A 22,246-nucleotide genomic window follows, 5' to 3' on the forward strand; every position below is an offset into this window, starting at 1 on the left:
GAGCGCCCGTCATACGCGGCGTGGAACTGATGCAGGATATTTCCCAATCGGTTTTAAAGTCACTTTGAACTCACTGCCACCTGATGCCAGGCTTCTCACGTTCACAGACCAGCCTTCGTGAGCACAGATGCGCTTGACCAAAGACAGGCCGAGTCCTAAGCCCTCACCACGGGCTTGCTGGCCACGCACAAAAGGCTGGAACATTTTCTCATGCTGCCCGGCCGGAATGCCCACGCCGCTGTCCTCGACACAAAAACCGTCAACCATTAACACCAGGCGCACGCCTCCCGCCTCTGTGTAGTGCAAGGCGTTACGCAACAAGTTGGACATGACGGTACGCAGGAAGGTCAGGTTGTAGCTGGTCTCATCGGCGCCCTGACCAACCATTTCAAAGTCCAAGCCCTTTGCCTTGATCAAGCCCCCCCAACGAGCCCCCTGCTCCTGCGCCAAGGCCCCTAAAGTCGTGGCTCCACCTTCGATGGAGCGATTGTTGCTGGCGCGTGCCAAGAGCAAAAATGTTTGCACCAGTTCGCTCATTTCATCCGTTGCCCGCTTGATCCGCTGGAGCGTCACGCGCTGGCGTGGTTCAAGATTAGGCGCCACCTCAAGAAGCTCGCATGATGAGTTGATCACCATCAAGGGAGTGCGCAATTCATGGCTTACATCGCTGGTAAAAAGCTGCTCGCGCTCCAGTGTCTTACGCAGCTGCCCGAGCGTGCTGTCAAAAGCCTGAGCTAGGTGACCCACTTCATCATCGGCGTAATCCGGCGCGATATTCGGCGCAAGGTGGTGCAATTGATCCCGGTGGCGTACCTGGCCCGCCAAGCGCACCACCGGCGCGACTATTCTGCGCGCCAACCACAAACCCAGTACCCAGGCTAGAACCACACTGAGAACGAAACCGGCCAGAACAGCGCGATAAAGCGCCGTCTCACGTTCTTCAAACTCATGCTGCTCTTGCACCAGAAGGTAACTCTGGCCATTAATGCTGCGCTTGAAAACGTAAACGGCATCTGTCTCATCTACCGACTCGGAAAACCCTTCTGGAGCATTTGCATACTCTGCAGGTGCTGCATAACGCGGCATGTCCGAGGCATAAAAGCGCGTTCGCGAGTCGAGCCTGGGGGGCAGGCCATTGGCGAGATCATGCTGTAAAACCCCCAGCAGCTCCTCATCCAACTCCTGTGAAACCAGGTTCGCCTCGATGAAATGCACCACCGCCACGATGCTTAACGAAAACAGACCACTGACACAAAACGTCATCAGCACAAATGCAATGACAATGCGTCGCAGGAGTGGCTGCTTAGACACCATCAGCAGACTCCGCCAGGCGGTATCCGACACCATGAATGGTGTGTAGCAAGGGGTTATCGAATGGCTTGTCCAGCACTTGGCGCAATTGATGGATATGGCTACGCAAGCTATCGCTGTCTGGGCAGTTGTCACCCCACAAGGTTTCTTCCAGCACTTCTCGCCGAACCACGGCCGGGCTTTTTTGCATCAACACTGCCAGCAGCTTCAGCCCCAATGGATTGAGCTTCAACGGCTGGTCGGCACGCGTAATAAACAGCGTATCGAGGTCATAAACCAGGTCGCCAACCTGCATCTTGCGTTGACGGCTACCGTGACTGCGACGCAGTACAGCTTCAATCCGCGCAACCAGTTCAGAGAGCGCAAATGGCTTTAACAGGTAGTCATCAGCCCCTACGCCCAAGCCTTGCAGGCGGTCATCAAGCGCATCACGTGCAGTGAGCATGATGACCGGCGTTTCACTGCGGGCATCCTCACGCAGGCGCTTGCATAACTGGTAGCCATCCATGCCTGGCAGCATGATATCCAGCACGATCAGGTCGTAATGCTCGGTGACGGCCAGGTGCAAACCACTGATACCGTCCTGCGCACAATCAACCGTATAACCTTTCAATGCCAGGTAATCCATGACATTGGCCAGGATATCCCGATTGTCTTCAACCACCAGAATACGCATCTTGCTTGTGCCTCCGGGCAATGCTGGGGAAATGCTCTGTCCCGGTATTAAACCGCAATCCTATTGCCAGGGTCGATGTGTCGCTTATTGCAGCAGTTATAGCCCAGACGACTGGCGGATTGTTTCAATCCAGTACAGGCACAGCGACAAAGTGATCAGCGAGCCTACCGTCGACAACAGGATACTACTCGAAACCACCGCCGCATCGCGCCGATAGAACTCAGCGAGCATAAAGGGGCCGGTCCCAGTCGGCAGGGCTGCCAATAGCACGGCCGACATTGCCCATAAAGGTGGAAGCTGAAATACCCAGAATGCCAGGATCCAAACCAGCAGCGGGTGCAAAAACAGCTTCAACAATACCAATGCACCACTGCCCTGGCTTTGTCCCGACTGCTTATGCGCCAGGAACAAGCCAAGGGATATAAGCGCACAGGGTGCTGTTGCATTGCTCAGCAAGGTCAAAAAGGAATGCACAGACTCGGGTAGCGGCGCCCCTGAAAATGCCCAGACGCCACCCAGAAGCGGGGAAATAACCAGAGGATTCTTGGCCAGTGCCAAGACCACCTTGCGCACGGCTCGCAACATGTTCTTTTCGCCCTGCAGCGCTACCTCAATGCACACCACAGACAATGCGAAGAGCACGCAGATCACGATCAAACTGGCTATAAGCGCAGGCTCCAAGCCATCATCCCCAAAGACCAACAGGCACAGAGGAATCCCCATGTAACCGGTGTTAGCGTATGAAGCGCTCAGTCCCTGAATGCTGGCATCAGCCAAATCCCCGGACTTACGCATGCGCCAAAACAAGGTGCCGATAAATACCAGTAAGGTGCCGAGGACATAGACCAAAATGAATCCAGGCTGCCAGATATGCGACCAAACAGCAGTAGCTGTGGCCTCAAACAACATGGCTGGCAGACAGAGCCAGACTACCATTCGATTAATTTCCGAGGCGGCATCGGGGCCCAACAGCTTCAATTTTCGACATGCGAAGCCCGCCAGAATTAACGCAAAAATTGGCAGGATGACACTCAGTACTGACGCCATAAAAAACAGATCTCTCGCGAAAAAATAAACCGCCGGATACAGAGCCCAAGGCTGCCATTCAGGCGCTACAGCTTGCCAGAAAAACCTTAGCCACGAGCTTCCAATGCGGTCCGATATAACGCCGCAACAAGGTCGGTCTGGGTCACAATGCCCAACAAGACTTTATCCTCCCCCAGAATCGGCATCCGATGCTCTGGCGAAGAGCCAAGGCTTTCGAGCAAATAGGACACCGGCCATTCGGCTTTGCAGGTCAGTACATTGCGCTGCATGATCTGTTCGCACTCGCCATGGGCATCGGCTGTTGCCAAAAGATCATGCAAGTTCAACATACCTTGCAGCTGTCGGTTTTGATTGACCACCGGCAGCGCATTGAGGCGATGCTCAAGCAAAATAGTCCAGGCCTCGCTGATGGGCGTTTGCGGACTCACGCTGAGGACATCTGTCGACATGATGTCGACGCAGCGTATTTCGCCAAACCTGCGGCGGTAGGCGCGCTCCTCGGTTTGCCGAAGGATCTCTTCAAGGTCATCACGGGCAATGTCCAACAACTCGCCGCGCGCATTGAGCACCGCATCGAGGTCATCGGGTGTGAACCCGACCCGGTCACGCGGCACTGCATCAGCGGTCTTGTGTGGGTTTTGATGCTCAGCCGGACGCTGTGGATAACGCCGCTGCAGCAGGTTGTTGAACACCAAGGCAATCAACAACATCATCGCGGCATTTATCGCCACCGGAAAAACCACAAAGTGATACCCCAACTGAGCGACAGGCTCACCCGCCAAGACCGCCGACAAGGCCACGGCGCCGCCAGGTGGATGCAAACAACGCAGGGCAAACATCACGCCTATCGCCAGGCCACCAGCCAATCCTGCAACCCAGCCGGCATGCCCCAGCCAGCGCGCACAACTGACGCCAACCAGGGCCGAGACAATACAGCCTCCGAGAATCGACCATGGCTGCGCCAGCGGACTTGAGGGCACGGCAAACAGCAACACCGCAGAGGCGCCCATCGGGGCTATCAGCCATAGACTGGATTGGCCGAGGACTGAATGACAAAACCAGGCAGTAAAGGACAGTCCGCAAAAAGCACCGAGACAACTGACTGCCTGCTGGCTCTTGCTGATTGCAATCGGCGCGGGCCAGAAAGATCGCAGCCACATTCTTGTACGACTCAACTCAAGATTCCCCAGCGGTAAAAGCTCTTTGACTGGCGCAGCATCGACAGAGAACCCTGCAAATGGCTTGATGCTGCCTCGGTCAAATGGTTACTGCGGCCAGAATGCCCGAATCCCGGCCACTCCCTGAGCGCCAAGCAGGCGCGCCCGTGATGCGTCTTGCGGACCTACACCGCCAAGCAGATAGACCGGCAGTTGTGCGCCTTCAAGCAGCGTCTCAGCCTGCTGCCAGCCCAAGGGTTGTGCTTCTGGATGTGTTTGCGTTGCGAGAAGCGGTGACAGGGTGACGAAATCGACTTTCAGCTGTTGGGCCAACAACAGCTCTTGCGCCGAATGACAGGATGCGGCCAGCCAGCGCTCCGCCGGGATAGGCCGCTCACCAGAAGCCAACTGATGCAGTTGTTTGGAGGTTAAGTGCCAGCCTGCTGCTGGAAAATCACTGAGCCACTCCAGAGGGCCTTTAAGCATCAACTGAGCGCGACCAGCACACAGCCCCACAGCGTCGAGAGCCAGGTCACGATACTGCGGGTCAAACATGGCTGGCGCCCGTAGTTGCAGCAAGCGTACGCCACCATCGACGGCGCGCTTGATTCCTCGCAAAAGATCCCCTGCATCGAGATCTTGCGGGGTAATCAAATACTGCTCAGGCAAGCGTGCGGCGGCCACAATGGGCCGGTTCGCCGCCGGAAACTCATATTCCAGCAGTTGGCGGTTATTGACCCACTTCAAGGGCTGGCCTTCCGCGCCGTGCGGTTGCCCCTCAAACGCAGTCACGTCCCAGACATCGAGCAGAATTTGCTTGTCTGGGTAATCGTGGCGGATCTGGATCAGCGGCTGTGCAGCTGTTGGAACTATGCCCAGCTCCTCGTTTAATTCGCGTGCGAGCGCAGCTTCAACCGCCTCGCCCGCCTCAACCTTGCCGCCGGGAAACTCCCACAAGCCACCTTGATGTTGATCATCCGCGCGCTTGGCGATAAGAATCCGGCCATCGCTTCCACGGATGACTGCAGCTACAACATGTACTCGTCTCACCCCAACTGTTCCTCTTGTGCAGCCTTGTACCAGCGTTGAAATGCTGGCCAGTTATAAATGGCTTCAACATAAGCATTCGCCTCGGGCGGCAACGTCACCTGATAACTGCGCAGACGGCTGGCCACTGGCGCATAAAACGCATCTGCAGCGCTTGGCTGGCCAAACAGGAACGGACCTTGTTGGCCGAACTTGGCGCGACACTCAGCCCACAACCGACACACCTGCTCGATGTCGCCAGCAACGTCCGCTGGTACGTTGCCCAGCGGCTGGGTACGCTGCAGATCCATCGGCATATGCGTACGCAAGCTCACGAAACCGCTGTGCATTTGCGCGCAAACACTGCGCGCCACCGCTCGGGCGTACAGATCCTGTGGCCAGAGAGAGGGATGCTGCTCAGCAAGGTATTCGACAATCGCCAAGGAGTCCCAAACCGGTCCATCGGCTGTTTTCAGCAGCGGCACCTTACCGCTTGGTGAGTGCTGGGCGATGAGCTGGGCGGTATCGGGCTTGTTCAGGGCGATCAAGATCTCATCGTAATCGACGCCAGCGATTTCAAGTGCCAGCGCCGCACGTAAAGACCAGGATGAATAGCGTTTATCACCGATGACGAGTTGCAGGGCCATTGCAGTTCTCCGGTAAATCATTGATGACTTACTCTAAACCGAGGAGCAACCGACTACCCCTCAGCCAAGCGTGGGCGTTGTATCAAGTGCGATATTCGGCATTGATCTTAACGTACTCGTGCGACAAGTCAGTGGTCCAGATCGTCTCGCTGCTCGCGCCACGCCCCAGCTCAATGCGAATAGTGATTTCTTCTTCAGCCATCACCGCTGCACCCTGCTCTTCGGTGTAAGTTTCAGCCCGACAGCCTTTGCTGGCGATGCAGATATCACCGAGAAATACGTCGATCTTGCTTACATCCAGCTGAGCCACACCGGCACGCCCAACGGCGGCGAGAATGCGCCCCCAATTAGGATCGGACGCAAAGAGTGCGGTTTTGATCAGTGGCGAATGTGCGACCGCGTAGCCAACATCCAGGCACTCTTGATGGGTCGCGCCGCCGTTTACAACAACGGTCACGAACTTGGTTGCACCTTCGCCATCACGGACGATAGCCTGCGCAACTTCCATGCATACCTCGAACACAGCCTGCTTCAAGGCTGCAAAATAAGCACCGCTGGCTTGGCTGATCTCGTCCAGATCGGCCTTGCCCGTTGCCACGAGCATGCAGCAATCATTGGTCGAGGTATCGCCATCGATGGTGATGCGATTAAACGACTTGTTGGCCGCATCACGCAGCAAATCCTGGAGCACGCCTTGGGCGACCTTGGCATCTGTGGCGATATAACCGAGCATGGTCGCCATGTTGGGCTTGATCATGCCCGCGCCCTTACTGATACCAGTGACAGTAACGGTTACACCTTCGTGCACGAACTGGCGGCTGGCGCCTTTGGGCAAGGTGTCGGTGGTCATGATGCCGGTTGCAGCATCTGCCCAGTTATTCTCCGACAGATTATCCAGCGCTGCCTGCAGGGCGCTTTCGATCTTCTCGACCGGAAGCGGCTCGCCGATCACACCCGTTGAAAATGGCAACACCGACTGCTCATCGACACCTGCAAGCTCGGCCAACCTGGCGCAGGTGCGCGCAGCATTAACCAGCCCGGGTTCGCCAGTGCCCGCATTGGCATTCCCGGTATTGGTCAACAGGTAACGTACAGGCCCCAGCACGCGCTTCTTCGCAAGGATTACAGGCGCTGCGCAAAATGAGTTCAGGGTAAATACACCCGCAACGCTTGAGCCTTCAGCGCAGCGCATGACGACAACATCCTTTCGCCCTGGTCGCTTGATACCAGCGCTCGCGATTCCCAGTTCAAAGCCTGCAACCGGATGCAGGGTAGACAGCGGGCCAAGACCTACAGCCATGAATAAACTCCTTGAGATGTTGCGGCGTCACGCCATTAATTGGATGGTAAAACGCCGCGATCGGTTCAACCGGTCGCGGCGTTTACGGGTCAGTCGAGCCTGACTACTGGTAATCACCCTGGGCAGCCAGCGGCTAACCAGGGTTATATCAACTAGCCCAACTGCCCGTGGCAATGCTTGTATTTCTTGCCCGAGCCGCAAGGGCAAGGCTCGTTACGCCCGATCTTCTGCTCCGCTCGCACGGGTGCGGTCGCCACAGCTGTGTCGTCTTGCGACTCAGTCTCTGGCTGCTCCAAGGCGGAAGCATCTGCATGCTGGAACTGCATGCGCGCAGCCATGGCTTCAGCTTCACGGCGCAGACGCTCTTCCTCTTCAACCGGATCTTCACGACGAACCTGCACATGCGAAAGCACGCGAATGGTGTCGCGCTTGATCGAGTCAAGCAGCTCCTGGAACAGAGTGAACGACTCGCGCTTGTATTCTTGCTTCGGGTTCTTCTGCGCATAACCACGCAGGTGAATACCGTGACGTAGGTGATCCATGGTCGACAGGTGATCTTTCCACAGGTCATCAAGAACACGCAGCAGGATCTGCTTCTCGAAGGTGCGCAGCGCTTCAGCACTGGCCTGTTCTTCTTTCTCGTTGTATGCCTCGATCAGGGCCTGAAGAATGCGCTCGCGCAGGGTTTCTTCATAGAGCTTGTGGTCATCATCCAGCCATTGCTGAATCGGCAGGTTGATGCCGAAACCCGTATAGATCGCCGATTCAAGACCGGTCACATCCCACTGTTCTGGCAGCGACTGCGGTGGAATATGCTCATTGATGGTGCTTTCGACAACTTCCTTGCGGAACTCCTCGATGGTTTCACCAATTTCTTCCGAAGCCAGCAAGGTGTTGCGCATGTGATAAATCACTTTACGCTGCTCGTTGGCCACGTCATCAAACTCGAGCAGTTGCTTACGCATGTCGAAGTTACGGCCTTCAACCTTGCGCTGCGCCTTCTCAATGGCGTTGCTCACCATGCGGTGTTCAATCGCCTCGCCCTGCTGCATGCCCAGCGCCTTCATGAAGTTCTTCACCCGGTCAGAGGCGAAGATGCGCATCAGGCTGTCTTCCAGCGACAGGTAGAAACGGCTCGAACCCGGGTCACCTTGACGACCGGAACGACCGCGCAACTGGTTGTCGATACGGCGTGATTCGTGGCGTTCGGAGGCAATTACATGCAAGCCGCCCGACTCGATCACCGCCTGATGGCGCTTTTGCCAGTCAGCTTTGACCTGGGCAACCTGCTCATCGGTTGGGTTCTCAAGGGCTGCGACTTCAACTTCCCAGTTACCGCCCAACAGGATGTCAGTACCACGACCTGCCATGTTGGTGGCGATAGTCAGCGCACCCGGACGGCCAGCCTGGGCAATGATTTCAGCTTCTTTTTCATGGAACTTGGCGTTGAGCACCTTATGCTCGATACCTTGCTTGTTGAGCAAGGCCGACATGTACTCAGAAGTTTCGATCGAAGCAGTACCAACCAGAACCGGGCGACCTTGCGCCTGGCATTCCTGGATGTCCGCGACGATGGCGGCGTACTTCTCTTCCTGGGTCAGGTAGACCAAGTCATTGAAGTCTTTACGCGCCAGCGCACGGTTGGTCGGGATCACCATGACCTCGAGGCCGTAGATCTGGTGGAACTCGAACGCTTCAGTGTCAGCCGTACCGGTCATACCGGACAACTTGCTGTACAGGCGGAAATAGTTCTGGAAGGTAGTCGATGCAAGCGTCTGGCTTTCAGCCTGGATATTCAGGCCTTCCTTCGCTTCGATAGCCTGATGCAAGCCTTCGGACAAGCGACGGCCCGGCATGGTACGACCCGTGTGCTCATCAATGAGCAACACTTGATCGTTCTGCACTATGTATTCGACGTTGCGATGGAACAGCTTGTGCGCACGCAGACCGGCATAGACGTGAGTCAGCAGGCCAAGGTTGTGTGCCGAGTAAAGGCTCTCACCTTCAGCGAGCAAACCCGCCTGGGTCAGAAGATCCTCAATGAATTGGTGACCCTGCTCATTAAGCTCAACCTGGCGCGTTTTCTCATCAACACTGTAGTGACCTTCTTTGGTCACTACGCCTTCTTCTTCCTCGACATGCAACTCAAGCCGCGGGATCAGGTTGTTGATTTCAACGTACATCTTCGAGCTGTCTTCAGCCTGACCCGAGATGATCAGCGGGGTACGGGCTTCGTCGATCAGGATCGAGTCGACTTCGTCGATTACGGCGAAGTTAAGTTCACGCTGGAACTTGTCGTCAAGGCTAAACGCCATGTTGTCGCGCAGGTAATCGAAACCGAACTCGTTGTTGGTACCGTAGGTGATGTCGGCAGCGTAGGCGGCGCGCTTTTCTTCAGGCGGCATAAACGGGGTGACGATGCCGACGGACATACCGAGGAATTCGTACAGCGGACGCATCCAGTTGGCGTCACGGCGGGCCAGGTAGTCGTTGACCGTGACCACGTGCACGCCTTTACCGGCCAATGCATTGAGATAAACAGCCAGGGTTGCGACCAGAGTCTTACCCTCACCGGTGCGCATTTCGGCAATTTTGCCTTCATGCAAGGTCATACCACCGATCAACTGTACATCGAAGTGGCGCATGCCCATTACCCGCTTGCCAGCCTCACGGGCTACGGCAAAGGCTTCAGGCAACAGCTGATCAAGCGTTTCGCCCTTGGCTAAACGAGCTTTGAACTCATCGGTTTTGGCACGCAGTTGCTCATCCGTGAGTGCAATCATCTGCTCCTCAAAGCCATTAACGGACTGAACCGCCTTGAGCATGCGTTTAACCTCACGCTCATTCTTGCTTCCAAAGAGTTTTTTCAACAAAGGCGCAAACATATCGACAGGTTCTTCCCACACGTATGGATGGAGGGCGGCCCAAAAGTCGCCCATGCAGCCCTAATGGCTGCGTGCGAAGGGGGCATTCTACCCGGAAATGAAGATGATGAAAGCGACGTTATTTTTCGTCGCTTACACGAGCTATGTAGCTGGAAGGGTTTACCACTCGACCAAGCTTGGTTACTTCAAAGTGCACATGATACCCCGTAGAGCGTCCTGTGCTGCCGACTAGAGCAATTGTTTGCCCACGTTTGACCAGATCACCGACTTGTACCTCGTTACGCTTATTGTGCCCGTAAAGGGTTACGTAGCCATCGGCATGACTGATCTCGACTACATTACCATAACCGTTCTTGCGCCCGGAAAAGGTCACAACACCTGCGGCAACAGACACCACAGGGCTACCAGCCTTGGCAGCGAAGTCGACGCCCTTGTGCACACTGGCACGACCGGTCAGCGGGTCGGTACGCCTGCCAAAGGGGGAAGAGACATAACCTTGCAACACAGGACGACCCGCAAGGTATTCGGCTTCATTGAGGCGACGCTCAGCCAATAGCTGCTCAAGCACCTCCAATTGTTGCTCTCGACTATCGAGTTGCAAGGCCAGTTCATCAAGGGTGCTCATGAACGCCGGTGGTGCATAGGCGTCGGTGCCGTATGGTTCTTCGGGGCCGCCCTGCCCTACATTAAGCGAGAAATCAAACTCACTTGAGTCGATATCAGCCAACTCGGTCAGGCGCTCACCCAAGGCGTCCAGGCGTGTCAGGCGCGCCTGCAAATCGGCTACATGGGCGGCGAAAGCATCCAGTTGACGCTGCGCATCCACCCGCACAGCCCCCACTTCGGCACGCTGTTCATCCAGCGCCTGAGTAATTATTTGACTGTCATCGTGATCGACTACCTGAGCATCAGGTGACATCCACACACCGACAAAAGTACCGAGGCTAAGCGAGCCAGCCACCAGGATGAACAATCCCGCCACCAGCCATCTTAAATCGAGACTCAAGGTACGAGCGGCGCCATGACGCCGACTTAATAAAATTATTTGCACGACTTCCCCTTTTGGTAGAGCCCAAGTTGGCAGCAGCATTTCTGCTACCATGGCGGCTCCACAATCGTAGGCGTCCAGCCATGTCTTTTCGTCCTTTGCCAGCCAAAGCACCTGCCGCGCTATTGCGCGAGGCAAAGCCCCTGCAAGCCTTGTTCAATGAGGCCCAGCGACTTGAACAACTGCAGCGTTTGCTTGAAAGCCAGCTTCAACCTGCTGCCAGAGAACACTGTCATGTTGCGACCTGGCGTGCGGGTTGCTTGCTTCTTATTGTCACTGATGGCCATTGGGCCACCCGTCTGCGTTATCAGCAAAAGCGCCTACTCAAACAACTGCAGGCACTCGAAGCGTTCGCGACATTAACCAAGATCCACTTCAAGGTGCAACCATCAACAGCCGAAAGGCGTGCGGGACGTCGCACAATTATCCTTTCGGATAGTGCAGCAGAGAACATTCAAGCCACGGCTGACGGCATTAGCGACCCGACGCTGCGCGCCGCCCTGGAGCGACTGGCCAAGCACACCAAGCCAGCCGATTGAATTGCGCCGGCGCTGCAAAATCAGCGTTTTCCGATGCAAAAAACTGAAACGCCGCTCAAGACCTGCAGACCAATAAAAAAGGCCACCATACGGTGGCCTTAAGCGTAAAGCGGAGAGTGTTCGGTTTAACCCGCAGCCACTGGACGCATATAGGAAATCGGTGCGTTCTTGGGATCGTCAAAGGTCACGGTTTCCCAAGCATCCGGCTGCGCGATCAACTCACGCAGCAAACGGTTGTTCAGGGCGTGTCCGGATTTGAAACCACGGAACTCACCAATCAAGCTGTTACCCAGCAAATAAAGATCGCCGATCGCATCGAGAATCTTGTGCTTAACGAACTCGTCTTCATAACGCAGACCGTCTTCGTTCAACACGCGATTTTCATCAACCACAATCGCGTTATCTACACTGCCGCCGAGTGCCAGGTTCTGTGAACGCAGGAACTCGATGTCGCGCATAAAACCAAATGTGCGCGCTCGACTGACTTCCTTGACGAAGGAAGTACTGGAGAAGTCAACGCTTGCCATTTGCGTACGGTCACGGAAAACAGGGTGATCGAAATCGATCTCGAAACTCACCTTGAATCCTTCAAAAGGGACGAAGGTGGCGCGCTTGTCGCCCTCCTCCACAGTCACTTCGCGAATGATCCGGATGAATTTCTTGGCCGCTTCCTGCTCTTGCAGGCCAGCGGATTGAATCAGGAATACAAAAGGTCCCGCACTGCCGTCCATGATCGGTACTTCGGATGCAGAGAGTTCGACGTAGGCGTTATCGATGCCCAGGCCTGCCATGGCCGAAAGCAAGTGCTCTACCGTATCCACCTTGACGTCACCATTAACCAAGGTGGTTGACATGGTGGTTTCACCGACATTGCTCGCCCGCGCAGCAATTTCTACGACGGGGTCCAAATCGGTACGTCTGAACACGATACCGGTGTCCACAGGTGCCGGCTTCAGGGTCAGGTAAACCTTTTCCCCCGAATGCAGGCCGACGCCAGTGGCGCGGATGATGTTCTTTAAGGTGCGTTGTCTGATCATGTCTCTGGCCGCTATAGCGCTAGTTGCGAATTGTTTTCAACAATGGCCGGCGATGATAGCAGAACCGGCCTTTGCTGAATACCAATCACCCTAATGCTCCTGATACATTTCATTAATCGGCCTGACGGCGCAGAAAGGCAGGGATGTCCAGATAATCCAGATCGTCCTGCGGATTCATTTTTGCTGCAGTCGCAGCGCCGGCGTGGCTCTGACGTTGAACGGTTGGACGCTCATAGTCTTTGTAGTTAACGCTTTGCTCGCTACGCGGTGCTGCAGAGGCCGCAGGTGCCTGTTGAGCGGTCGATGGTGCCGAAACCGGCGCAGAGCTGACCTGAACAGTGTTGTCGATCACCTTGACTGGCTTCTCGATTTTCGCACCCAGGCCCGTTGCAACAACGGTGACGTGCAATTCATCGCGCATATCCGGGTCGATCACTGTGCCAACCTTGACAGTGGCGTGCTCGGAAGCGAATTGCTCGATGATGTTACCGACGTCGGAGTACTCACCCAGCGACAGGTCAGGGCCGGCAGTGATGTTAACCAGGATGCCACGCGCGCCCTGCAGGTTTACATCTTCCAGCAGTGGGTTGCGGATAGCCGCTTCGGTCGCTTCACGGGCGCGGTTCGGACCACTGGCGCAACCAGTGCCCATCATCGCCATGCCCATTTCGCTCATGACAGTCTTAACGTCGGCAAAGTCGACGTTGATCATGCCTGGACGCTTGATGATGTCGGAAATACCGCGTACTGCACCGGCAAGAACATCGTCAGCCTTGGCGAAAGCCGACAGCAGGCTGGCGTCTTTACCGAGGATAGTCAGCAGTTTTTCGTTAGGGATGGTGATCAGCGAGTCAACGCTTTGCGACAGAGCACGGATGCCTTCTTCGGCGATCTGCATGCGCTTGCGGCCTTCGAACGGGAACGGACGCGTGACCACTGCAACGGTCAGGATGCCCATCTCTTTGGCGACTTCAGCAATCACAGGCGCAGCGCCGGTACCGGTACCGCCGCCCATGCCCGTGGTGATGAAGACCATATCCGTGCCTTGCAGCACTTCGGCGATGCGCTCGCGATCTTCCATGGCCGCCTGACGGCCAACTTCTGGATTGGCACCAGCACCCAGGCCCTTGGTCACGCCAGTGCCGAGTTGCAGCACGGTGCGCGCACCAATGTTCTTCAACGCTTGAGCGTCGGTGTTGGCGCAAATAAATTCAACGCCCTCAATGTTACTGACGCACATGTGGTTTACGGCATTGCCGCCACCGCCACCGACGCCGATAACTTTGATAACTGCGCTCTGCGGGATGTTATCTACGAGTTCGAACATTTTCCCTCTCCTATATTTCTAGTTTTGTAACGCCTACTGCACACGCTTAAACAACTTCTGATAAATCAGAAATTGCCCTGTACCCAACGCTTCAAGCGCTCAAGTACCGGTTCTTTTTTGTCTTCACTGAAGCCATTGCTGCCAACTGAAGACATCGAAATTCCATCGGCCTGCTTTTGCAGTCCGTAGAGCAACAGGCCAACGCCTGTCGAATAAATCGGGTTACGCACCACATCACCAAGGCCTTTAACGCCCTGAGCGACGCCCAGGCGCACCGGCATGTGGAAAATTTCCTCTGCCAGCTCGACCGCCCCTTCCATCTTCGAAGTACCGCCGGTCAGCACGACACCGGCAGGAATCAGGTCTTCATAACCACTGCGACGCAACTCGGCCTGAATCAGGGTGAACAGCTCGTCATAACGCGGCTCAACCACCTCGGCCAGGGTTTGGCGAGACAGGTCGCGCGGAGCACGATCGCCGACGCTCGGCACCTTGATGGTTTCACCTGGGCCGGCCAGCTTGGCCAGTGCGCAGGCATAACGAATCTTGATTTCTTCGGCGTACTGGGTCGGCGTACGCAGCGCCATGGCGATGTCGTTGGTGACTTGATCGCCCGCAATAGGGATCACTGCGGTGTGGCGAATCGCGCCTTCGGTGAAGATGCAGATGTCGGTGGTACCACCGCCGATATCAACCAGGCACACGCCCAGCTCTTTCTCGTCGTCGGTCAGCACGGCATAGGCCGAAGCCAGTTGCTCGAGAATGATGTCGTCGACTTCAAGTCCGCAGCGGCGCACGCATTTCTCGATGTTCTGCGCGGCATTTACAGCGCAGGTGACCACATGAACCTTGGCCTCCAGACGCACGCCAGACATGCCCAGCGGCTCACGAACGCCTTCCTGGTTATCGATCACGTAGTCTTGCGGCAAGGTGTGTAGCACACGCTGATCTGCGGGAATGGCAACCGCCTGGGCAGCGTCAAGCACACGCTCGAGATCGGCGCGGCTGACTTCGCGATCACGGATCGCAACAATCCCGTGGGAGTTGAGGCTGCGGATGTGATTCCCCGCCACACCGACGAATGCCGAGTGAATCCGGCAGCCCGCCATCAACTGCGCCTCTTCGACGGCACGCTGGATCGACAGCACCGTTGACTCGATATTCACCACCACGCCCTTCTTCAGGCCACGCGACGGATGCGTACCGATGCCGACGATCTCCAATTGACCATCTGGCGTAACTTCGCCCACCAGCGCCACCACCTTGGATGTGCCAATGTCGAGGCCAACGATCATCTTGCCACTCTCAACGTTTGCCATGTGTCTTGCCTTCTCCTGATTCACTGCACAGCAGCGGTTTCAGCCGCCGTGGGCGCTACCGGCTGACGCCACGCAACGGCCAGGCCGTTGGAGTAACGCAGATCGATACGCGCGATATTCGCGATTTGCTCTTTCAATTCTTTGTCGTAAATGGCAATGAAACGGCGCATTTTTTCGACCAGATGATCACGCCCCAACAGCAGCTCGACCCCCTGCGATGTCACTAAAAACCAGCTTCCGCGCTCACGCAGTTCAAGCCGTGCAACCGAGAAACCCATTGGCCGCAACATCTGGCTCAGCACTTGGTATTGCTGCATCACCCGCTGTTGCGCACGCTTAGGACCATACAACTGCGGTAAATGTTCGTAATGGGCCAACTCTTCTGGCGCAAATGCCTGACCCTGGTTATTGAGCAGCGAACCATCTCCCCAGCGGGCGATCGGCATTTGCTCTTCCAGGCTGACCACAATCTGGTCTGGCCACACGCGACGCACCGCTGCACTGGCGATCCAGGGCATTTGTTCAAGCTCGTGGCGCATACCCGTCAAGTCGACACTGAAGAACTTCGACTTGATAAATGGCGCGATCCGTTGCTGCACCGCTTGCTGGCTGACGTAGCTCAAGTCACCTTCAACGCTGACCTTGGCAATCGGCCGGTCGGCGTAAGGCATCAGGCGCACTGACAATTCATATGCACCAAAACCCAATGCCAACAGCAGCAGCGGCCACGCCAGGCGTTTGAGGAACTTCAGGTCGGGTTTGCGCAAGCGCGAACCAAGCGGTTCCTTATCCACCAAACGACTGGCGCCACGCTGCACAGGCTTACCGCGCACGGGGGTACGGGTCGCTCCTGGCTGATGGCGGGCAATGGCGTTCATGACTTAACCCCGAGCCTCGATACTGTCGGCCAAAATCGCCAACACCAGTTGTTGAAAATCCAGACCAGCGGCTTTCGCAGCCATTGGTACCAGGCTGTGATCTGTCATACCCGGAACCGTGTTGACTTCAAGCAGCCAGAAAGCGCCATTGGCGTCCTGCATCACATCGGCCCGCGCCCAGCCCTGCACACCAACGGCATCACAGGCACGCTCGGTGAGCGTCTTGAGCTCTTGCTCCTTGGCAGCATCCAGGCCGCTGGGAATGCGGTACTGGGTGTCATTGGCCAGGTACTTGGCGTCGTAGTCGTAAAAGCTGTGTGGGGTACCCAGGCCGATCGGCGGGAGCACTTGGCCACGCAAGGTCGCAACTGTGTATTCAGGCCCCTGGATCCACTGCTCGACCAGCACCTGGCTGTCGTACTTACTCGCGTCTTGCCAGGCGGCAATCAGCTCATTGGCACTGTTGACCTTGGCCATGCCGATGCTCGAACCTTCATGGGCAGGCTTGACGATCAACGGAAAGCCCAGGTCATCAGCCGCAACCCGGCAGTCTTCAACACTGGCCAACACGGCATGACGCGGTGTCGGCAAGCCAAGGCTCTGCCACACCTGCTTGGTGCGCAGTTTGTCCATTGCCAAGGCCGAAGCCAGAATCCCGCTACCGGTGTAAGGAATACCGGCGCACTCAAGCAAGCCCTGCATGCTGCCGTCTTCACCACCACGGCCGTGCAGGACAATAAAGGCCCGATCAATTTTTTCGTTGAGCAAGCGTTGCAGCAAGTCATCACCGGCATCGATCCCAAAGGCATCAACACCCGCCGCCTGCAGCGCGCTAAGTACTGCATTGCCTGATTTCAGGGAAACTTCGCGCTCGGCACTTTTGCCGCCAAACAACACGGCCACGCGACCGAAGGCACTGACGGGCAACTCTGACTTCAAACCGGAAAACACTTGATCACTCATTTCGACTTACCTGCCGGCGCGCTAAACAGCGGGCTTTGCAACAGTTGAGGGGCCAAACCACCGATATCGCCCGCGCCTTGGCACAGCAGGATGTCACCGGCACGCAGCAGTGGCTTGATCAGCGGCGCCAGGTCGACACCGCGCTCGATATAAATAGGGTCCAGCTGACCGCGCTGACGAATGCTGTGGCACAGCTGGCGGCTATCGGCGCCCGGAATTGGCTCCTCGCCCGCTGGATACACTTCCATCAACAGCAACACATTGGTTTCACCGAGCACCTGCACGAAATCGTCGTACAGATCGCGGGTACGGCTGAAACGGTGCGGCTGGTAAACCATGACCAAGCGGCGCTCTGGCCAACCACCACGTACCGCCTTGATCACCGCCGCCACCTCGCGCGGGTGATGGCCGTAGTCATCGACCAGCATCACCTCACCGCCTTCAACAGGCAGCTCGCCGTAGACTTGGAAGCGGCGACCCACACCTTGGAAGCCTGACAAGCCCTGGACTATGGCTTCGTCGGAGATGCCTTCGTCCGTTGCAATGGCGATAGTCGCCAAGGCATTGAGCACATTGTGGTTGCCGGGCATGTTGACCGAGACATCCAGTGGCTCGCTGTCGCGGCGCAATACGGTGAAGAAGGTTTGCATGCCTTGCTGGCGGACATTGATCGCGCGCACGTCGGCGCCTTCGTCAAAACCGTAGGTCATGGTCGGGCGTGCCACCTGCGGCAGAATTTCACGCACCACCGGATCATCGACGCACATCACCGCCAGGCCATAGAACGGCAGGTTGTGGAGGAACTCGATGAAGGTCTTCTTCAAGCGATTGAAGTCCCCTTCATAAGTGCTCATGTGGTCCATGTCGATATTGGTAACCACCGCAACCATGGGCTGCAGGTGCAAGAAGCTGGCGTCGCTTTCATCCGCTTCGGCGATCAGGTAGCGGCTGGTTCCCAACTGGGCATTGGTGCCTGCTGCATTGAGGCGTCCACCAATGACAAAGGTCGGATCAAGGCCACCTGCGGCAAATACCGAGGCCAGCAGGCTGGTCGTGGTGGTTTTGCCGTGAGTACCGGCAACCGCAACGCCATGCCGGTAGCGCATCAGTTCAGCGAGCATCTCGGCACGCGGCACCACCGGAATACGTCGCTCAAGGGCAACGGCAACTTCCGGGTTTGAAGTGTTGATCGCACTCGACACCACCAGCACATCGGCGCTTTCGGCATTTTCAGCGCGATGGCCAATAAAGATCTGGGCACCAAAGGTTTTCAGACGTTCGGTTACGGCTGAATCTTTAAGGTCGGAGCCAGAAACCTGATACCCCAGGTTCAGCAGCACCTCGGCAATACCGCACATACCCGCGCCACCAATGCCAACGAAGTGGATACGGCGTATACGGCGCATCTCCGGCTGCGGATAAGCTTTTTGATTCTCAACCACGGGCCACCTCCAGGCAGATATCGACGACAGTGCGGGTTGCATCAGGTTTCGCCAATTGGCGTGCCTTGGCGGCCATAGCGGTCAGTTGTTCGGAGTGCATCAAAACCTCGGTCAGCTGTGCAGCGAGCGCGGCTGCATCAGTGGAGCGTTGTGGCAGGAGGACAGCGGCGCCCTCACTCACCAGATAATCGGCATTGCGGCTTTGGTGATCATCAATGGCATGGGGCAGCGGGACCAGGAAGGCAGCCAGCCCGGCAGCCGCCAGCTCACTGATGGTCAGCGCGCCAGCACGGCAAATCACTAAATCAGCCCAGGCGTAGGCCTGCGCCATGTCCTTGATGAAAGGCGCGACCTGCGCTTCGACGCCCGCTTCGCGATAACGTTCGCCAGTAATTTCGGCGTGTTGCTTGCCTGCCTGATGGAACACTTCAGGCCGCAGCTCGACAGCCACTTGAGCCAAGGCCGCTGGCAGTAATTTATTAAGGGGTTCGGCGCCCAGACTGCCGCCCATCACCAACAACCGTGGCTTACGCCCCTGCAAGCTGTCGCGTGGGGTTTCGAGAAACAGTTCCTCACGCACAGGGTTACCGGTTGTGCGGCGTTTAGCGGAGGCCGCAAAGGTATTTGGGAAGGCTTCGCACACGCGGCTGGCGAAAGGCACCAGGCTGCGGTTAGCCGTACCCGCGACAGCATTCTGTTCGTGGATGATCAACGGCGCGCCAGCCAGCTTGGCAGCCAAGCCGCCAGGACCTGTGACATAACCGCCCATGCCCAGTACGCAAACCGGCTTGAGCTCGCGCATCACCTTGCGCGCCTGGAACAAGGCCTTAAGCAGTTGCAAAGGTGCCTTGAGCAGCGACAGCTTGCCCTTGCCGCGCAGACCAGACACATCAATGAGGTGCAGCGGCAAACCGGCGGCAGGCACCAATTCGTTTTCGATGCCACGCGGCGTACCCAGCCAGTGCACACTGTAGCCACGGGCCTTGAATTCAGCCGCACAGGCCAATGCCGGGAACACATGCCCGCCGGTCCCACCGGCCATAATCAGCACATTACCGCGCATGACTGGCCTCCTTGGCAGGAATCGGTTTGATCGGCGCTTCTTCGGCAAAATCCGACTCATCGAAGTCGGCATCTTCACTGCCGAATTGGTTGCGGCACTCCCACTCGATACGTAGCAACAGCGCCAGGCTGATGCAGCAGATAACCAGCGAGCTGCCGCCGTAGCTCAGGAATGGCAAGGTCAAGCCTTTGGTCGGCAACAGGCCGATGTTCACCCCGATATTGATCAGGAATTGACCAATCCACAGGAATGCCAGGCCGTAGGCGGTGTAGGCAGCAAAGAACTGCTTGGCACGCTCAGCCCACAAACCGATGTACAGCGCACGCACACAAACGAATACGAACAAAGCAACCGTCGCCAGCGCGCCAACCATACCCAGCTCTTCGGCAAGTACCGAGAACACAAAGTCAGTGTGCGCTTCTGGCAAATAAAACTGCTTCTGGATGCTGTTACCCAGGCCAACCCCAAACCATTCGCCACGACCGAAGGCAATCAGTGCCTGGCTGAGCTGGTAGCCTGCGCCGAACTGATCAGCCCACGGGTCGGCAAAGTTAGTCATACGCGCCCAGCGATACGGGTCTTGTACCAGCACGGCGACTGCGCCAACGGCCAGCAACACCATAAGACCAAAGCGGAACAGACCAACCCCACCGAGAAACAGCATTGCAGCCGCCGCGCCGAACATCACCACGGTGGCACCAAAATCTGGCTCAGCCAGCAGTAATGCGGCCATCGGCAGCAGCACGACAAAAGGCTTGAAGAAACCGGCCCAGCTTTCGCGAACTTCCTCTTGGCGTCGAACCAGGTATCCAGCCAGATAGATCACCGCAAAGACCTTGGCGATTTCAGAGGGCTGGACGTTAAAGGCGCCAAAGCCGATCCAGCGCATCGAACCATTGACCTCGCGACCGACGCCCGGAATCAGCACCATGACCAGCAACCCCATCGCGGCGATCAGCAAGATCCAGCCGCAACGCTGCCAGGTAGCCAGCGGAATCATCACCACAACTGCCGCTGCACCAAGCCCGATCAACAGGTAAACCAGATGACGGATCATGTAGTACAGCGGGTTGCCGGTATTGACCGCAGCCACTTCGGTTGAAGCCGATGAAATCATCACCAAGCCCAGTCCAAGCAATGCCAGGCAACCGGCAAGCATGCCGAAATCCATGTCAAAGCCGCGGCGGCTGAACAATGGCGAAGGATAAGGACGCAGGAAGGACAACATCAGTTGAGACCCTCCACTGCCTGGCTGAACAAACGTCCGCGCTCTTCAAAGTTCTTGAACATGTCAAGACTGGCGCAAGCTGGCGACAGCAATACCGCATCGCCCGGTTCAGCCAGTTCAGCGCAGCGCTGTACGGCTTCTTCCAAGGTTTTAACCTGGATCAACGGCGCAGCATCACCCAGCGCCTGTGCCAGGCGTTCGGCATCACGCCCCAGCAACACCACAGCGCGACAGAAACGGGCGACGGGTTTACGTAGCGCCGAGAAATCAGCACCTTTGCCATCACCGCCGGCAATCAACACCAATTTGCCCTGAATATCAGCCCCCAAGCCTTCGATAGCCGCTAACGCAGCACCAACGTTGGTTGCCTTGGAATCATCGTAATAAGCGACTTCATTGCGCTCACCCACCCATTGGCAGCGATGGACCAGGCCAGGGAAATCTTTGAGCGTGTCCAGCATGACCTGCATCGGCAAGCCGACAGCGTGGCCCAGGGCCAATGCCGCCAATGCGTTGGACTGGTTGTGCGCGCCACGAATCTTCAATTCGCGCACGGGCATCAGGCGATCGAACTTGAAGCCCAGGAATTTCTCACCCTGCTCCTCGATCAGGCCAAAACGCTGGAAGTCCGGTTTGCCCAAGCCAAAGCTCCAGCAAGGCACTTGATCGGCAATCAGCGGGCGCGACAAGGCATCATCACGGTTAACCACAACCTGTTTAGCGCCACGGAAGATCCGATGCTTGGCCAGGTGATAAGCCGGCAAACCGCTGTAGCGATCCATGTGGTCTTCGCTGATGTTCAGGCATGTCGCCACTTCAGCATCAAGCTGGTCGGTTGTTTCCAACTGGAAGCTCGACAACTCCATGACGTACAGCTCAACCTCATCGTTGAGCAGATCCAGCGCTGGCGTCCCCAGGTTGCCGCCGACCGCCACCTTCTTACCCGCCGCCATGGCCATTTCACCGACCAGGGTGGTTACCGTGCTTTTCGCATTGGAACCGGTGATCGCGATGATTGGCGCCTTCGCGTTGCGCGCAAACAACTCGATATCGCCGGAAATTTTCACCCCACGGCTCGCTGCTTCTTGCAGCGCCGGGGTTGCAACCGCAATGCCCGGACTCACCAGTAATTCACTGGCACGGCAGAGGAACTCGACGTCCAGATCACCACAACGCACTTCAACCTGCGGGAACTGTTCACGCAAGGTGCTCAGCTCCGGCGGATTCGCACGCGTATCAACCACGGCAAAGCGCACACCCTGACGCGCGAGGAAGCGCACCAGGGACATGCCGCTCTTGCCGAGGCCGACAATAATGCGGAAGTGGTCAGAAGCAATCAGACTCATCTCGTCC

The 22,246-nt window shown here is 56.9% G+C and carries 19 protein-coding genes; 1 reads left to right on the forward strand and 18 read right to left on the reverse strand.

Going from position 1 to position 22,246, the window contains the following annotated elements; genetic code table 11:
• Positions 1-9 precede the first annotated feature (9 nt).
• The 9 genes from AACY26_RS04310 to AACY26_RS04350 form a co-directional block, all read right to left on the reverse strand.
• On the reverse strand, positions 10-1,314 hold the full coding sequence (locus AACY26_RS04310; protein ID WP_339511299.1) for a sensor histidine kinase: 1,305 nt from the start codon (positions 1,312-1,314) through the stop codon (positions 10-12).
• Positions 1,304-1,987, reverse strand: coding sequence for a response regulator transcription factor (locus AACY26_RS04315; RefSeq protein ID WP_339511300.1), 684 nt, complete (start codon positions 1,985-1,987; stop codon positions 1,304-1,306). The genes AACY26_RS04310 and AACY26_RS04315 overlap by 11 nt, the downstream gene beginning before the upstream one ends.
• A gap of 96 nt (positions 1,988-2,083) precedes the next feature.
• Positions 2,084-3,034 carry an AEC family transporter gene (locus AACY26_RS04320; protein WP_339511302.1) on the reverse strand — a complete coding sequence of 317 codons (951 nt, stop codon included), beginning with the start codon at positions 3,032-3,034 and terminating at the stop codon, positions 2,084-2,086.
• A gap of 86 nt (positions 3,035-3,120) precedes the next feature.
• Positions 3,121-4,194, reverse strand: a complete 1,074-nt coding sequence (locus AACY26_RS04325) for an HPP family protein (protein WP_445261270.1) — start codon at positions 4,192-4,194, stop codon at positions 3,121-3,123.
• Between the two features lie 105 nt (positions 4,195-4,299).
• Positions 4,300-5,241: a Nudix family hydrolase gene (locus AACY26_RS04330; RefSeq protein ID WP_339511306.1), complete on the reverse strand. Its 942-nt coding sequence runs from the start codon at positions 5,239-5,241 to the stop codon at positions 4,300-4,302.
• The gene (locus AACY26_RS04335; protein WP_339511308.1) at positions 5,238-5,864 is read right to left on the reverse strand and encodes a glutathione S-transferase family protein; all 627 of its coding nucleotides are present in this window, start codon (positions 5,862-5,864) and stop codon (positions 5,238-5,240) included. The genes AACY26_RS04330 and AACY26_RS04335 overlap by 4 nt, the downstream gene beginning before the upstream one ends.
• Positions 5,865-5,946: 82 nt before the next feature.
• Complete coding sequence (gene argJ, locus AACY26_RS04340; protein ID WP_339511310.1) at positions 5,947-7,164, reverse strand: bifunctional glutamate N-acetyltransferase/amino-acid acetyltransferase ArgJ; 1,218 nt, start codon at positions 7,162-7,164, stop codon at positions 5,947-5,949.
• Between the two features lie 152 nt (positions 7,165-7,316).
• A complete protein-coding gene (gene secA, locus AACY26_RS04345; RefSeq protein WP_339511312.1) occupies positions 7,317-10,049 on the reverse strand; it encodes a preprotein translocase subunit SecA in 2,733 nt (910 codons plus the stop codon).
• 118 nt (positions 10,050-10,167) lie between these two features.
• A complete protein-coding gene (locus tag AACY26_RS04350) occupies positions 10,168-11,100 on the reverse strand; it encodes a M23 family metallopeptidase (protein ID WP_339511722.1) in 933 nt (310 codons plus the stop codon).
• A gap of 80 nt (positions 11,101-11,180) precedes the next feature.
• Here AACY26_RS04350 and AACY26_RS04355 point away from each other — a divergent pair, with 80 nt between their 5' ends.
• Entirely contained in the window at positions 11,181-11,636 is a 456-nt protein-coding gene (locus AACY26_RS04355; protein ID WP_339511314.1) for a DUF721 domain-containing protein, read from the forward strand.
• A gap of 125 nt (positions 11,637-11,761) precedes the next feature.
• Here the strand turns inward: AACY26_RS04355 and lpxC are convergent, their stop codons facing one another.
• The 9 genes from lpxC to murD all read right to left on the reverse strand — a co-directional run bounded on the left by lpxC (position 11,762) and on the right by murD (position 22,239).
• Positions 11,762-12,673 (reverse strand): UDP-3-O-acyl-N-acetylglucosamine deacetylase, encoded by a 912-nt coding sequence (gene lpxC, locus AACY26_RS04360; RefSeq protein ID WP_089359589.1) that lies wholly within the window; start codon positions 12,671-12,673, stop codon positions 11,762-11,764.
• Between the two features lie 112 nt (positions 12,674-12,785).
• Entirely contained in the window at positions 12,786-14,000 is a 1,215-nt protein-coding gene (ftsZ, locus tag AACY26_RS04365) for a cell division protein FtsZ (RefSeq protein ID WP_010489904.1), read from the reverse strand.
• A gap of 65 nt (positions 14,001-14,065) precedes the next feature.
• Complete coding sequence (ftsA, locus tag AACY26_RS04370; RefSeq protein WP_339511319.1) at positions 14,066-15,319, reverse strand: cell division protein FtsA; 1,254 nt, start codon at positions 15,317-15,319, stop codon at positions 14,066-14,068.
• Between the two features lie 20 nt (positions 15,320-15,339).
• Positions 15,340-16,197, reverse strand: a complete 858-nt coding sequence (locus AACY26_RS04375) for a cell division protein FtsQ/DivIB (RefSeq protein WP_339511321.1) — start codon at positions 16,195-16,197, stop codon at positions 15,340-15,342.
• A gap of 3 nt (positions 16,198-16,200) precedes the next feature.
• A complete protein-coding gene (locus tag AACY26_RS04380) occupies positions 16,201-17,160 on the reverse strand; it encodes a D-alanine--D-alanine ligase (RefSeq protein ID WP_339511323.1) in 960 nt (319 codons plus the stop codon).
• On the reverse strand, positions 17,157-18,566 hold the full coding sequence (gene murC, locus AACY26_RS04385) for a UDP-N-acetylmuramate--L-alanine ligase (protein WP_339511723.1): 1,410 nt from the start codon (positions 18,564-18,566) through the stop codon (positions 17,157-17,159). Before murC ends, AACY26_RS04380 begins: the two co-directional genes overlap by 4 nt.
• 28 nt (positions 18,567-18,594) lie before the next feature.
• Complete coding sequence (gene murG / locus AACY26_RS04390) at positions 18,595-19,665, reverse strand: undecaprenyldiphospho-muramoylpentapeptide beta-N-acetylglucosaminyltransferase (RefSeq protein WP_339511325.1); 1,071 nt, start codon at positions 19,663-19,665, stop codon at positions 18,595-18,597.
• On the reverse strand, positions 19,655-20,893 hold the full coding sequence (ftsW, locus tag AACY26_RS04395; RefSeq protein ID WP_339511326.1) for a putative lipid II flippase FtsW: 1,239 nt from the start codon (positions 20,891-20,893) through the stop codon (positions 19,655-19,657). Before ftsW ends, murG begins: the two co-directional genes overlap by 11 nt.
• Complete coding sequence (murD, locus tag AACY26_RS04400; protein ID WP_339511328.1) at positions 20,893-22,239, reverse strand: UDP-N-acetylmuramoyl-L-alanine--D-glutamate ligase; 1,347 nt, start codon at positions 22,237-22,239, stop codon at positions 20,893-20,895. Before murD ends, ftsW begins: the two co-directional genes overlap by 1 nt.
• Positions 22,240-22,246 lie beyond the last annotated feature (7 nt).

Source organism: Pseudomonas sp. RL_15y_Pfl2_60, assembly GCF_963970595.1.
Lineage (GTDB): Bacteria > Pseudomonadota > Gammaproteobacteria > Pseudomonadales > Pseudomonadaceae > Aquipseudomonas.